We start from the raw sequence: 13,926 nt of genomic DNA on the forward strand, positions 1-13,926 counted from the left end.
CAAAAAGCTCAAGCACAAATGCGTCATTGAATACCAAAAAGAGCCAGCATCATCACTGGCTCTTTTTTCATTAATACTTCCAAAAAGTGACTAAGCGATATTCGTCACCTCTAGGATCAGCTCGGCTTTTTTAGGTAAATAAATACTAAATTTACTGCCCTTTCCCCATTCCGACTCGGCTTTTAGCTCACCACCCGTTTGGCTGAGGATACTTTGGGAGACCGACAGCCCTAACCCTGTACCTTCTCGCTTCGTTGTGTAAAATGGTGAGAAGATTCGACTCAAGTTTTCTGGCTTAATACCGCAACCCTCGTCGATAACATGAATCGTGGCTCCTTTCACCTCGCCCTCTTCAATCCAGTCTTCACTGACTACGGTTAACGTGCCTTTGCCGTTCATTGCGTGAATGGCATTCATTTGCAAATTAACTAAGATTTGTAGCAAGTGGTGACGGTTTATCTCAACGGACGTATGCGCTTGTAGATCAGTCACAAACTCAACGTCGCGTTTCTTGGTGCCCGTTTTAACCAAGGTGATGCTTTCATCAATGATAGGATTGACATGTTGCCAAGTGATTTCATCTTGAACACCACCTTGGCGACTGTATTGCAATAAACTGCGCGTGATATTGCGAATACGGTCGATTTGCGCGTGAATAGCATCAATCTCTTCTTGTACTCGACTTGCATCGTCACCCAATTCAAAATGGATCAACTCCACGTTGCCAAGAATCACGGCGGTTGGGTTATTAATTTCGTGAGCAATCCCCGCGGTGAGTTCTCCCAGTGCTGCCAGTTTTTCATGAACAACGAGTTTGTCGCGAGTTTGGTTGAGCAATTGAATATGCAGCTCTAGATCTTGGGTTTTTTCTCTAAGGCTTGCCGTACGCTCTTGAACTTTGCATTCAAGTTGCGCTGCGGAGTTCTTCAGTTCAATTTTGCGCTCTTCTAGCGCGTCTAACATATCATCAAACTGTCTGGCTAACTGCGCAAGTTCATGATCTGCATCTAAGCCCAATGGACCAATCCGTTTTTCTTTTCCTTGTTGGACCTGCTTCACCACTTTATGGATGCGTTCGATCGGTCGAAACAGATCATAAGAACCGCGATATACCATCACGCCGGAAACCAGCAATAACATAACCGTAATCAAGCTAATTTCTGCAATGTTGGTCATGTAGGCTTTAACGAATGGCCACATTAGGTAACCGGTATAAAGCATACCAATGACGTTGTCGTATTGGTCTTTGATCGGTTGATACGCCGTAATATACCAAGCGTCATACACATAGGCTCGGTCAACCCACTGCTCACCTTTTGAAAGTACTTGGTTATACACTTCTGCGCTCACGCGAGTGCCTATAGCGCGCCCTAGCCTATGCTCGCTGTCTAGAGGAACGTTGGTGCTTACACGCAAATCATCAAGAAATACGGTCAATGTGCCAACCGGACGAAGGCGATCATTATCGCTGAGATAGATTAAGTCGCGAATTTGATCTACCAATACAGTGCTGTTATTGAGAAGCAAACCACCATCAAGAAAGCCGATCAAATCATTCGTTTGGCTATACACAGGAATCACGGTTCGACTGACTAACCCACGCGCTTCCATGCCACCATCAGCAAGAATAGGCACTTCCGCTCGTTTAGCGAGTTCAGGATCGAGGCGTTCGAGTTCTTCTTTATTGAGTACATCAAAAAACGATTCTCGCTTAGTGAGATCCATAAAGCGGAATTTGTTTTCCATCGAGTTGACGCGTTGGAAAGAGAGAAAATCTAAAGCATATCGTTTCTTCTGCTCAGTGACCCACTTTTGCAGCTCATCTTGCGGTATCCCTTGATTGATGCGAATACGAAAATCGTATGAGTCAGCAAACGCACGTACGTAATTCGATTGCTTTTGCTGTAACAACGTTACGCTGTTATTCGCAACACCAAGACGTTCAGAAACATCCAGCAGTGCATTTTGCCACGTATAATGGATGGACCAATAAATGGTAATCCCGATCAGGGCTATCAAAGTCAGAAAGATAGGTGCGGAGGTTAAAAATAATAAGCGATAACGCACCATGGTTTTAAAACGGTGCGTCCATTTCGACAATCCTTTGTGCTGTGAGCCGTTAGTCGGCATATTCCTCATCCTCAGAATCCCATTCTTTATACTTACGTTCTAAGGTCTTACGCGCCACGCCTAAGTCACGGGCAGCGGCTGATTTGTTGCCTTCGTGCAAATTAACGACCTGTTTTATATGCGCTTTTTCGACTTCTTTCAGTGTCCAGTTGTTTGGATACCCCTCACCAGTGAACTCTCTACCTTCTTTAAACGTCGGTAGTTCAGCAGAATGAGAAACGGTAATCGACACATTAGGCAATGAGTGTCCACCATTCAGCTCCCGCCAATAATGCGCTGGCGGTTTACCGAGCAAAATGCATCGCTCAATCAAGTTTTTCAGTTCACGAATATTGCCTGGCCAATCGTACTCACTCATGGCTTCCATGTCCTCGTGCGCCCATTTTGGCGCAGGCATACCAAGCTCCCGCGTCAGCATATTGCTGAAAAATGGCACGAGCTCAAACAAATCGGTTTTACGCTCTCGCAGCGGACACACTTCGATTTTGAGCACATTCAAACGGTAATACAGGTCACTGCGGAAGTTTCCTTGGTTGACCTCTTCTTGCAGGTTTCGGTTGGTGGCGGCAACAATACGGACATCAATACTGATTTCTTTTTCTGAACCAACAGGACGGATAGTTCGCTGCTCCAAAACTCGTAACAGCGACGCTTGCATTGCAAGTGGCATTTCCCCAATTTCGTCAAGAAATAAGGTGCCACCGTTCGCAACACGGAACAAACCTTCACGAGATTTTTTCGCACCGGTAAACGCCCCCGATGTATGACCAAATAACTCACTTTCAAGTAGCTCTGGCGCAATGGCGCCACAGTTGATTGGCACAAATGGGCCCGTTCGCCCACTCGCTTGGTGAATACCTCGCGCAACCAGCTCTTTACCCGTACCCGACTCACCTTCCACCAAAACAGAAGCACGCGACGGTGCAAACTGGTTAATAAGCTGCTTAAGCTGACGCGTTTTTTCTGAACCACCGATGATCTCGGAGGTATTGTGACGTTGGTAATCGCGCTTCATGGCGTACTGCATGCGCTCGTTCAAGCGACGATCCATGCAGCGACTGACCGCTTTTAGCATTTGTTCTAGGTTGAAGGGCTTGAGGATAAAGTCAGAAGCACCAAGTTGAAGTGCGCGAATAGCAATCTCTAAATCCGCATAACCCGTCATGAAAATCACATCGGCGCGTTTTTCATCATCTTCAAACGCTTCTTCCCAATCAATCCCAGAGCGCCCCGGCAGATTAATATCCAGTAAAATCAGATCATAATGTCGAGAATTACGCAGTTGCTCTGCTTCTTCGATGCTGCCAGCAGTGTCGACATGTGAGAAAAGCTTCCCCAATGCCTTTTTCAAAATGGCTTGCATGCCCAATTCATCATCAACGACCAGTACGGAAAAGGCGTTATATTGTTGGTTTGTACTAATATGGGATTGAGTAGACATATTTACCCCAGATGGCTTCGGATGGGACAGAGTGTACCAAGTTTAAACAGAGATACCCTACAAAAAGTGCGACATTTTGTACCAACGCAAACTTTTGTGCAAATAACCCCATGATTTAGTGCATAAATCGAGCACTTTTCGCTTGTAAAAGGTTGGCATCTTGTTTGCTATAAGGTGGCTACGGGGCGTATTCAAGTGATCTCAGGATGTTGGTGTTTGTTATTCCAACACCCTAAGACAACTTGCACTTTGAACTAATCGCTCTCGCCCAAGAGGCCTCTCCCAATACATCGGGAGAAATGCCAAATAATCATTGGAAAGGAATACATAAAAATGAAAAAAATTGCGCTAACTCTGGCTGCGACGTCAATCACGCTTGTAAGTTACTCTGCGTTTTCCGCTCAAGATGGCGAGCACGTTCGCCTAGCAACCACTACCAGTACTTACCATTCAGGGTTACTTGATTACCTGCTTCCAAAATTTGAGAAAGACACGGGCTACAAAGTCGATGTTATCGCTGCGGGTACTGGCAAGGCCTTAAAAATGGGCGAAAACGGTGACGTAGATTTGGTGATGACACACGCACCAAAAGCCGAAGGCACATTCGTTGAGAAAGGCTACGGCGTTCTACCTCGTAAACTGATGTATAACGACTTTGTAATTGTTGGCCCGAAAGCTGACCCAGCAAAAATCAAAAATGACGAAGGCGTGTTAGATGTATTCAAAGAGATCGCGAACAAAAACGCAACGTTCATCTCTCGCGGCGATGATTCTGGTACGCACAAAAAAGAAATGGGCTTCTGGGCTCAAACTAAAATCGAACCAAACTTTGGTGGCTACCGCAGCGTAGGTCAAGGTATGGGCCCAACTCTAAACATGGCGTCTGAAATGCAAGGCTACACAATGACAGACCGCGGCACATGGTTGGCTTATCAAAACAAATTGGATCTAGAAATTCTGTTCCAAGGCGATGAAAAACTGTTTAACCCGTACCAAGTTATTCTTGTTAATCCTGAGCGTTACCCAACAATCAACTACCAAGGCGCGAAAGCATTCAGTGATTGGTTGGTGAACCCTCGCGGACAGGAACTTATCAATGGTTTCCGCCTAAACGGTAAACAACTGTTTGTTGCGAATGCTGAGAGCAAATAACGCAATATGAATCTTGCTGATACAACACTGGAAGCGCTTCGCTTACTGGTGAATTTTGATGCAGACCTATGGGAGATCGTTGCGGTCTCCTTTAGTGTTTCTATCACGGCAATATCTTTAGTGGTATTGCCGGCTATTTTGATGTCCTTTGTACTGGCGTATACCGACTTTCGCGGTAAATGGTTTTTGTTGTCGATCGTGAATACTCTGCAAGCGGTTCCTACCGTCGTGATTGGCCTTTTGCTGTATATGTTGCTATCACGCGCTGGCCCTTGGGGAGACTGGCAAATGCTGTTCACTCAGAAGGCGATGATTTTCGGCCAAATGGTAATCTGTTTCCCTGTTTTGGTATCGATGATGCATGGTGCATTGCAATCTAGCGACCGTCGCGCTGTGGAAACTGCCATCACGCTAGGCGTCTCCATTCCGCGCGTGGCCGCTACGATGATTTGGGAAACCCGCTTTCCTCTACTCGCAGCTATCATTGCAGGGTTCTCACGTATCGTAACCGAGGTGGGCTGCTCAATGATGGTAGGCGGAAACATTATGGGCGTAACGCGCAATATTCCGACCGCTATCGCAATGGAAAGCAGCAAAGGTGCTTTTGCGCAAGGAGTTGCATTAGGAATTGTATTACTATCTTTAGCGTTGGCACTAAACTTCTTCTTATCAAGCATGAGAGGCAAAGGCTACCTCAGAACATAGAACATGAAGCAAACAAACGACTCACCATTAACCCCATGTAGAGGCGCATTATGACTATAAAAATCACCGCCGAGCAGTTATCCATGCGCTTTAAAGAGCGTGTGCTTTTCCACATCCCTGAGTTAGCCATCGGCCCAAATGATGCCATTTATCTCAAGGGTGACAATGGTGTGGGCAAAACTACCCTACTCAAAATCCTTGCCGGCTTGCTCAAACCTTCTACTGGCGATGTTGTTGCGCCAAAAGATACGTGGCTGAAAAGACTGACGCGTCGCAATGGTCGTGTCGATGTGATTTATCTCCATCAATCTCCTTACCTTTTTGACGGCACTGTTTATGAGAACGTAGTTTATGGAGTGAAATATCAACAAGACACACCAAAAGATAAGCGAGCTCAAGTTATTCACGCGCTGCGCATGGTAGGTTTAGAAACCTTAGCGGACGAACATATTTCCGTGTTGTCCGGCGGTGAAAAACAGCGCGTTGCCATGGCAAGGGCTTGGATCTTAAAACCGTCGATTTTATTGATGGATGAGCCAAGTGCGTCTTTAGACCAAGAATCCATTGAACGATTGGTGGTGATGGCGAAAGATCTTTTGGATCGTGGTTCCAGTATCGTGGTGACAAGCCATCAAACCAACGCACTGACCGACTTATGTAAAAAACAGTGGTGGATTAAAGACAAGACTTTGATAGAGTCTCCCCTGTTGTATGTCATACCAAAAGAAACATCCCAAGAGAATGCATATGCTTCAACCAACACAAACTAGTTGGGTCATTTTGGCTGGTGGCCAAGCCAGCCGTATGGGTGGAAAAGATAAAGGTCTGATTGAATTAAATCAGAAGCCACTCATCGAACACGTTATTGAACGTTTATCTCCACAAACACCACGCATTTTAATTAATGCCAATCGAAACCAAGATGCGTACAGCAAATTTGGTTTCGTATTTAGTGATCAATTCAAAGATTTCCCTGGACCTATGGGCGGTATTCACGCGGGTTTGATGCATGCTGAAACTGACTGGGTTGGATTTGTACCTTGCGATAGCCCACAAATTAACACCGACCTTGTCGAGCGTTTCTGCCAAGCCGCCAAAGAAGACAGTGATATTTTGGTCGCTCATGATGGTGACCATCAGCAACCTGTTTTTACGCTCTACCACAAGCGCGTACTGCCAAAACTCACCGCATTTTTAGAACGTGGCGACCGAAAAATCATTCTGCTCTACAAAGAGTGCAACACCAGTTACGTTGACTTTAGCGACTCACCAAACTGTTTCGTCAACTTGAACACTCCGGAAGAACTGGCGCAATTTGGACAATTAGAATCATGAAACACACGCTAAATATTCCTATTCTTGGTTTTGCAGCTTATTCAGGCACAGGCAAAACCACGCTACTTGAAGCGCTATTGCCAAAGCTGACTGAAGCAGGTTTACGCATTGGCATGCTAAAACATGCGCACCACAACTTCGATGTCGATAAGCCGGGTAAAGACAGCTACCGTTTACGCAAAGCTGGCGCGTCTCAAATGCTGATTGCTTCTCGCAACCGTTTTGCGTTAATGACAGAAACGCCAGAAGCCGAAGCAGAGTTTGAATACCTATTAACACGTTTTGATGAAGACAACCTCGATGTAGTTTTGGTCGAAGGCTGTAAAAACATCGCGTTTCCTAAAATTGAATTGCACCGTGAAGAAGTGGGTAAGCCTTGGCTTTACCCTCACGATGAAAACATCATTGCTATCGCTTCCGACAGTGCGGAGTTGGACTCTGAACTGCCACAAATGAACATCAATGATTTGAATGCCATCGCTCAATTTGTTCTCCAATACGTTCAAGATGCAAAAGCACCAAAATCTAAAGAGAAAGACGCCGCATGTTGCGACACACTTTCTCCTGCTTTCCTTTCTGTGGTTCAAGGCCAAGAAAAAATCCTTTCTTTGGTGAACACGGTTTCGGAAATAGAAGCATGCAAGATTGAAAACGCCTATGGCCGCGTTCTCGCGGAACATATCATTTCACCAGTAAGTGTGCCGCAATACACCAACTCCGCGATGGACGGTTATGCCATCCGCAGTGATGATATTGAGCGCGATAGCTACCAAGTGGTTGCTGAAGTGATGGCGGGCCATGCTTACGATCAGCCTCTGGAAGTTGGTCAAGCGGTGAAGATCATGACCGGCGCACCAACACCACTTAACGGCGACACAGTGGTCATGCGTGAGCAAGCCTCTCAAGAAGGTGACAAGGTCACCTTTAATGGTGCGAATATCAAAGCAGGCCAAAACGTTCGTCAAGCAGGTGAAGATCTCGCTATCGGCAGTGACGTCTTTACCGCAGGCACTCGCCTAGCCTCTCCAGAAATGGGCATGATCGCTTCTCTCGGTTTTGGTGAAGCGAATGTGTTCCGCAAATTGAAAGTTGCCGTGTTCTCCACAGGTGACGAAGTACAAGCGCCGGGAACAGAGCAAAAAGCGAATTCTATCTACGATTCCAACCGTTTTACCATCATGGGCATGCTTGAAAAGCTCGGCTGCGAGATCTTGGATTTCGGTATTCTGGAAGACAACGAACAGTTAATGATTGAAGCGTTGGAAAACGCATCGGCGCAAGCGGACGTGGTTATGACTTCTGGTGGCGTATCCGTTGGTGATGCGGATTACATCAAACTTGCCTTGGATAAACTTGGTCAAATCGATTTTTGGCGAATCAACATGCGTCCGGGACGGCCACTAGCGTTTGGTCAAATCAACAACAAGCCGTTCTTTGGTCTGCCGGGCAACCCTGTTGCCGTGATGGTCTCTTTCATTAACTTTGTCGAGCCTGCACTGCGTAAGATGCAAGGCGAACAAGGCTGGAAGCCTCTGAAAGCGAATGCCATCGCGACTGAGAATCTTCGCTCTCGACAAGGTCGTACCGAGTTTAGTCGAGGAATCTATGAACTGGATAACACTGGCCGTTTAACCGTTCGTACAACAGGCAAGCAAGGCTCTGGTATTTTGCGCTCAATGAGTGAAGCAAACTGTTTAATCGAAATCTCCCCAGCTATTGATACAGTAAAAGCGGGAGAAAGCGTGACAATTATCCCACTTCAAGGCAGAATCTAGCCCAAACTAGAAATTCAAAGGTCAGCGAGTCTGGCCTTTTTGTTTAATACAGAAACCTTTTCAGAGAGACAGCTATGGCTCGCACCATTCTTTACACTTACAAAGACCAAGACAAAGAACTGACGTTCTCATACCAGCAGCACCGCAACATTCAAGAAGCGGTTGCAGAAGCGGAAGGTATCGATATCACTGAGTTCCTAAAGATGGAGCAACAAATTGAAGCAGTGTCTGACACTAAAGCGGTGCGAAACTACCGCGATAACTACTTCAGAAAATTAGGCTTTAGTAAAATCACCCTAGCTCAAAAAGAAAACCTAGGCGTAGGCAAAAAGAACAAATAAGCTTAGCTGTAAACAGAAAACTCGCGATTCGTCGCGAGTTTTTTTATGCATGCTATTTTTGTTCGTGCTCTATACCCAGCATATAGAAGTTACTTGGGTATATGGGTTACTTCGATATATAAGTAAAAAGCCCCGTTTTACCTTGATGGTCTAAACGGGGCTTTAGATTTCTTCTTACTTTATATCGAGTAAGGTTTCAGTCACTACTTGATGTTTAGGAACGCAGCACCGCGTACACCGCCTGAATCACCGTGTTTTGCTTTGATGATCTTAGGACACTTAGCCACAGACAATAAGTGTTTAGGGATGCGTTTTGGCATCTCTTCATAAATCAATTCGAAGTTTGAAAGACCACCACCCAGCACAACAACATATGGGTCAGTCGCTGTAAAGATGTTTGCAAAACAGATAGCCAGCAACTCCATAAAACGCTCAACGTGCTCGACGGCTTTCGCTTCACCTTCTGCGTGCGCTTTAATGATGTCGATCGCTTTCTTCTCTTCACCGTAGTAATGGGCATACAGAAGCTCGAAGCCTCGACCAGAAAGGTAACTGTCTAAACACCCCTTCTTGTCACAACCACACCCCAACAGAGGTGCGTTTTCGCCTAAGTGGAACCAAGCATCGATAGGTAAACGAGTATGGCCCACCTCACCTGCTACGTGGTTACGGCCAGAGAAAACTTTACCATCGTAGATAAAACCGCCACCAAAGCCAGTACCTAGGATCAAACCAAGTACGGAAGGCTCATCTTGAAGCTCTTCGTCCCATGCTTCTGATAGCGCAAAACAGTTTGCATCGTTTTCAATTTTTACGCTGCGACCGATTTTAGCTTCCAGATCAGCACGAAGTGGTTTGCCTTTTGCCGCAGGAACGTTAACTGTTAGTACCGTTGCATCATCGGCGTCTTCCATACCTGGTAGGCCAAGACCAATCGTACCTTCGCAGCCAAACTCTGCATCGTATTTGTTAACCAATTCCGCAATGGTATCAACCAGCAGCTCGTAGTTGTCTGTTGGTGTAGGTACACGTTCCGTCGCTACACGCTCAAGCTTCTCGTTAAATGCACCAAATTCAATTTTAGTGCCACCGACATCAAAGCCGTAATACATGTATTTCTCTCCTAAAAAATGCTTAAACGACTCCAAAAATGGCTGGAGTCAAAAGTATAAACTAGTGGCATTATCCATATCTGTACGCCTGCAAACCGTGACCGAATGCAGATTTATCCCCTCACCGCAGCCAGTTGAACAACATGCCATCAACAAAAGTTCATTCCTTAGAGTCAGCTCTCGGTTTTCACCCACTCTTTGAAACGTTTTAAATGCGGTCGGTTGGGATCGTTTTTGACTCGGGTCTTGGTCAACATGTAGGTTTCTCTAAAGGCTTCAAACCACAACTGCAGGCATTCCGATGCTTTATTCTCACCGGCTTGTTTCAAAACTAACGTCGCGACTTCAGCTGTCGAAAGATGCTGCTCGTTCTCAGAACGACGCATGATGTATTCAGATAAACACTCCGGCTCGATAGATAGGACTGGTAGAGACTGTAAAAACTCAGAGCGACGGAAGATTTTTCGGGCCTCACGCCAACTACCATCGATAAAAATCAACAACCATTTTTTGTTCTGAGCCTCTTCGTTTATTAATCGCGCAGGCTCCAGATCTTCAATTAAACGAGATGGGTCATCCACATAGTCTGCAGGAAATACAATCACTGGTTGGTAGTTGTCATCCTGTAGTAGCTCCAGCATCTCCTCAGATGGCTCTGTTCGGTTCCATTGATAAACGTAAGTCTCTTGAATCGTATCCGCAATTAGACGACCGGTATTACTTGGCTTAAATACTTCGTTTTCAGAAACAATCAACATACATGCAATATTAGCCTTGATGTTTGGCTGAAGATCGCACAAACAGTGTTGCTCAGAAACCTGGCAATATTGGCAACGAACCACTTTACATCCACGCGCGTTGAAAGGCTTGGTTGAGATAGATTGTCGGTACTGATATAAACGGTGGAAAGCGTGAATTCTCATGGTAAGTAATGCCAAGTAAAAAGTAGAGCGCGATTCTACTGACATTATGGTTTCGCCTCAAGATAAGCCCTTCAAAGCACCTTACTGTTTGTTGAAATAATTTCACCCTTATCTCGGTCATAGATAAAGTAATAAATAAGGAAATGACAGTGACAGAAACGACGTTTCAAGATCCCTCGTGGATAAGATTAGGCTTTTTTCTCGGCGTATTATTACTTTGTGCCCTTTGGGAAAACAAACTGCCGAGAAAAACACTTACCGCTTCACGCGGGTTTCGCTGGGTCAACAACTTATCACTGGTTGCTGTGAATAGCTTGATTGTTGCGTTAGTCATGCCTATCGCCGCCTTTCAAGCTGCAATTATCGCTCAGGAGCAACAATGGGGACTATTTAATTTGCTCTCCCTACCCGCTTGGTTAAACGTGCTTCTAGCGGTTATTCTGCTTGATTTCGTCATTTACGTTCAGCATGTGGTCTTTCACTATGTAAAGCCACTGTGGAAGCTTCATCGAATGCACCATGCCGATCTCGACATTGATGTCACCACTGGCGCACGTTTTCATCCTATCGAAATCATCATCTCGATGGGTGTCAAAATTGCCACCGTATTTATTTTAGGCGTTTCTCCTGTCGCTGTCGTGGTATTCGAAATAGTGCTCAATGCCAGTGCGATGTTTAATCACAGTAATGCAAAACTGGCTTTATCAACGGATCATAAACTGCGAAACGTCATAGTAACGCCAGACATGCATCGCGTTCATCATTCCGTGATAGCAAAAGAAACCAACTCGAATTTCGGTTTCTTCCTTTCTGTTTGGGATCGACTTTTTGGGACATATCGAGCTCAGCCTGAGCTTGGCCATGATGATGTCGTAATTGGTATACCGGAAATTAGGAATGAAGCAGAACAACGATTAGACAAGCTGTTAACGCAACCTTTTCGCTATAACCGAAGAAGACGCAACAGTTGAAGAAAAGTTTTTGGGGATGAAGTGCGTAAACAAAGCGAATAGACTAAACCTAAACACCAACCAGTTAAACACCACTTCATCCTTACGATGCTAGCTAATGGATTCACTCTCCGTTAGTTGACGTTTTTTGTTTAACTGAGTAATACCAACAAATAAACCAACCACACCAAGCACCGTGCACACCAAAGCATTAGTATTCATTGCTTGTTGTGCTTCTATTGAGCTGTATAGAAAAGCCAGACTGAAGAAAGTGGTACCAAAGCTTAAACCTGTCAGTACGCTGAAACCAGCGAAACTGGCCAAGTCTTTAAAATCGTTCATAACGAATCCCTGTTTACTATCCTTAATTGAGTGATGAAAAGTGAAAGTTAACGAAATATCTGGCGTGATTGTCGATGTTTACGCGCGTTCCATAACCAGATAGATACGCCGAATGAAAAACCTAAAAAGAGTGTTTTCATTTGAAGTGCGGCATTGTTGTCCAATATTTCTAATGCATAGTGAGCGTGCGAGCTAAAAATAACATTGGTCGTCAGAATCAATAGCATAAGTACTAACCCGGAACGACGGTGCTTCACCAACAGATACACTGCTAGTAAGTCTAACAACCCCAATGCGCTCCAATAAATATTCAACCAGCGTGGCGCAAAATCATAAGGCAAAAAACCGTTAGCAATGTTGTCATAAAGATGAACCACACCGCCAACTGTCATAAAAAGGCATAAGAGAAACACGACGAATTTATCCATTATCGTTTCCTTATCTGAATGAATGCGCAAAGCATATAGAAGTCAGTTAAACATTTGTAATCTCATAGCCATTTTTGAGATCGACAGTGCCTTTAAACAGTACGTGAGGCGTGCGAAAGAAATTTATTCGCTCCTGATAGAAGCATAGTGTTAGCTTTGGCATTTCGCTCAAATCCGCTAGTTTTCCCAAGTGATAAGGTGAGAAAGGTTGTCAGGCGCGCGATGATAAAGGCATGTCACACTCTACTCTCCTTCACTATTTCAGACACAAAAACAAACTTTTTCGACGGCGGAAAGATACAATCTTCCGAGCATCTAAAGCCTCGTAGCCAGAATCCGTCGTCGAGCTCCCTTAAATACAAACCACGTGGATAAGATTTGTCATTCGAAAGCAGGCAAGACACTACAGTAAGGTACTCTTCCTTCTCCAAATCAATTTCTTGCAAACGGAGGTATGGCGCAACAGCTAAAGGACAAGGTGATAGATTTTGTGTCGACGCCGCTTCAATCATTTCTCCAAGGGTCGCGCCAAAATAAAGTCCGAAGTCAGACGGTGTTTTTATCGTTAAACAGAACGATTGAACCTCATCTGAGCACTCGACTTTGTCATCATCGAATAGTTGTTGGGCGAAGGGATTCAATTTAACACCCTTTTGACTCAGGCGCTTTAACAAATTCGTCTTTGTTAAACCTCCAACTCGCAACTTCACTTACACCACTCCTTGGTCTATCAGTTTTCGAACTTTTTCCAGCGCGTTCTGAAAAACGGTATGCGCTTGTGAGGAAATATCGCTCCCTATATGGTGCCAAAAGAACGCAAAATCATGTCCGCCATCGTCTTGCGTATGAAACATCCATGAATCCGCTAGGTCAGCACACTCGCACAAAACAAAGTGCCATACTTGATTTTGAAAGCCACTGTTCCATGAGCATAAGTATCGTGCGGAACGAACATGTGTGATACCAGACTCCTCAGCTAACTCCCGCTTCGCGGCTGTGATGTAACTTTCATCAAACGTCTCAACAGTGCCCTTGACGAGCTGAATACCCGCCAACGGATGTTTAAAAAGTAGGAGCTCTTGGTTTTGCTTACGCAGAACGAAGGGACAAACTTTATCGATCACAAAACCACTCCTCGTTGTTTAAGCAGAAAGCTTTGGCTTGTTCTGGATATGAAGGAATCGCATGAAGTTGCATTATCCATTCCTTTGAATTCGGACAACATTCTAGCCATCTTGTTTCACCGAGATAGCATTAACACCACGTAGTGATAACTCAGCCCTTAAGAAATG

15 protein-coding genes are annotated in these 13,926 nt (G+C 45.0%); 7 read left to right on the forward strand and 8 right to left on the reverse strand.

Annotated elements, in window-relative coordinates; all coding sequences use genetic code 11:
- Nucleotides 1-90 precede the first annotated feature (90 nt).
- Both D8S93_RS04180 and D8S93_RS04185 read right to left on the reverse strand, forming a co-directional pair.
- Nucleotides 91-2,130, reverse strand: coding sequence for a cache domain-containing protein (locus tag D8S93_RS04180; RefSeq protein ID WP_152812145.1), 2,040 nt, complete (start codon nucleotides 2,128-2,130; stop codon nucleotides 91-93).
- Nucleotides 2,120-3,571, reverse strand: a complete 1,452-nt coding sequence (locus tag D8S93_RS04185) for a sigma-54-dependent transcriptional regulator (protein WP_152812147.1) — start codon at nucleotides 3,569-3,571, stop codon at nucleotides 2,120-2,122. The genes D8S93_RS04180 and D8S93_RS04185 overlap by 11 nt, the downstream gene beginning before the upstream one ends.
- Nucleotides 3,572-3,904: 333 nt before the next feature.
- Between D8S93_RS04185 and D8S93_RS04190 the strand changes: the two genes are divergently transcribed.
- The 6 genes from D8S93_RS04190 (at nucleotide 3,905) to D8S93_RS04215 (ending at nucleotide 8,879) form a co-directional block, all read left to right on the forward strand.
- Nucleotides 3,905-4,723, forward strand: coding sequence for a substrate-binding domain-containing protein (locus tag D8S93_RS04190; protein ID WP_152812149.1), 819 nt, complete (start codon nucleotides 3,905-3,907; stop codon nucleotides 4,721-4,723).
- Between the two features lie 6 nt (nucleotides 4,724-4,729).
- Nucleotides 4,730-5,428: an ABC transporter permease gene (locus tag D8S93_RS04195; protein WP_005396188.1), complete on the forward strand. Its 699-nt coding sequence runs from the start codon at nucleotides 4,730-4,732 to the stop codon at nucleotides 5,426-5,428.
- 50 nt (nucleotides 5,429-5,478) lie between these two features.
- The gene (locus tag D8S93_RS04200; protein ID WP_005396189.1) at nucleotides 5,479-6,198 is read left to right on the forward strand and encodes an energy-coupling factor ABC transporter ATP-binding protein; all 720 of its coding nucleotides are present in this window, start codon (nucleotides 5,479-5,481) and stop codon (nucleotides 6,196-6,198) included.
- Nucleotides 6,176-6,763 carry a molybdenum cofactor guanylyltransferase MobA gene (mobA, locus tag D8S93_RS04205; RefSeq protein ID WP_025534433.1) on the forward strand — a complete coding sequence of 196 codons (588 nt, stop codon included), beginning with the start codon at nucleotides 6,176-6,178 and terminating at the stop codon, nucleotides 6,761-6,763. The genes D8S93_RS04200 and mobA overlap by 23 nt, the downstream gene beginning before the upstream one ends.
- Nucleotides 6,760-8,538, forward strand: a complete 1,779-nt coding sequence (locus D8S93_RS04210) for a bifunctional molybdopterin-guanine dinucleotide biosynthesis adaptor protein MobB/molybdopterin molybdotransferase MoeA (protein WP_152812151.1) — start codon at nucleotides 6,760-6,762, stop codon at nucleotides 8,536-8,538. The genes mobA and D8S93_RS04210 overlap by 4 nt, the downstream gene beginning before the upstream one ends.
- A 74-nt stretch (nucleotides 8,539-8,612) precedes the next feature.
- Nucleotides 8,613-8,879 (forward strand): DUF2960 domain-containing protein, encoded by a 267-nt coding sequence (locus D8S93_RS04215; protein ID WP_005377584.1) that lies wholly within the window; start codon nucleotides 8,613-8,615, stop codon nucleotides 8,877-8,879.
- Nucleotides 8,880-9,082: 203 nt separating this feature from the next.
- Here the strand turns inward: D8S93_RS04215 and nagK are convergent, their stop codons facing one another.
- Both nagK and D8S93_RS04225 read right to left on the reverse strand, forming a co-directional pair.
- On the reverse strand, nucleotides 9,083-9,991 hold the full coding sequence (gene nagK / locus D8S93_RS04220; RefSeq protein WP_152812153.1) for an N-acetylglucosamine kinase: 909 nt from the start codon (nucleotides 9,989-9,991) through the stop codon (nucleotides 9,083-9,085).
- Nucleotides 9,992-10,164: 173 nt separating this feature from the next.
- Nucleotides 10,165-10,914, reverse strand: a complete 750-nt coding sequence (locus D8S93_RS04225) for a tRNA-uridine aminocarboxypropyltransferase (protein ID WP_152812493.1) — start codon at nucleotides 10,912-10,914, stop codon at nucleotides 10,165-10,167.
- A 149-nt stretch (nucleotides 10,915-11,063) separates the two neighbouring features.
- Between D8S93_RS04225 and D8S93_RS04230 the strand changes: the two genes are divergently transcribed.
- Nucleotides 11,064-11,885 (forward strand): sterol desaturase family protein, encoded by an 822-nt coding sequence (locus tag D8S93_RS04230; RefSeq protein WP_319802959.1) that lies wholly within the window; start codon nucleotides 11,064-11,066, stop codon nucleotides 11,883-11,885.
- A 90-nt stretch (nucleotides 11,886-11,975) separates the two neighbouring features.
- Here the strand turns inward: D8S93_RS04230 and D8S93_RS04235 are convergent, their stop codons facing one another.
- From D8S93_RS04235 to D8S93_RS04250, 4 genes are all read right to left on the reverse strand, one after another.
- A complete protein-coding gene (locus D8S93_RS04235) occupies nucleotides 11,976-12,206 on the reverse strand; it encodes a hypothetical protein (protein WP_005396201.1) in 231 nt (76 codons plus the stop codon).
- Nucleotides 12,207-12,253: 47 nt separating this feature from the next.
- On the reverse strand, nucleotides 12,254-12,634 hold the full coding sequence (locus tag D8S93_RS04240) for a hypothetical protein (RefSeq protein WP_054867073.1): 381 nt from the start codon (nucleotides 12,632-12,634) through the stop codon (nucleotides 12,254-12,256).
- 236 nt (nucleotides 12,635-12,870) lie between these two features.
- Entirely contained in the window at nucleotides 12,871-13,344 is a 474-nt protein-coding gene (locus D8S93_RS24820) for a hypothetical protein (RefSeq protein WP_319802960.1), read from the reverse strand.
- On the reverse strand, nucleotides 13,345-13,758 hold the full coding sequence (locus D8S93_RS04250) for an NUDIX hydrolase (protein WP_319802961.1): 414 nt from the start codon (nucleotides 13,756-13,758) through the stop codon (nucleotides 13,345-13,347).
- Nucleotides 13,759-13,926: the final 168 nt, after the last annotated feature.

The sequence above is a fragment of the Vibrio sp. VGrn 2 genome (genome assembly GCF_009361695.1).
GTDB lineage: Bacteria > Pseudomonadota > Gammaproteobacteria > Enterobacterales > Vibrionaceae > Vibrio > Vibrio diabolicus.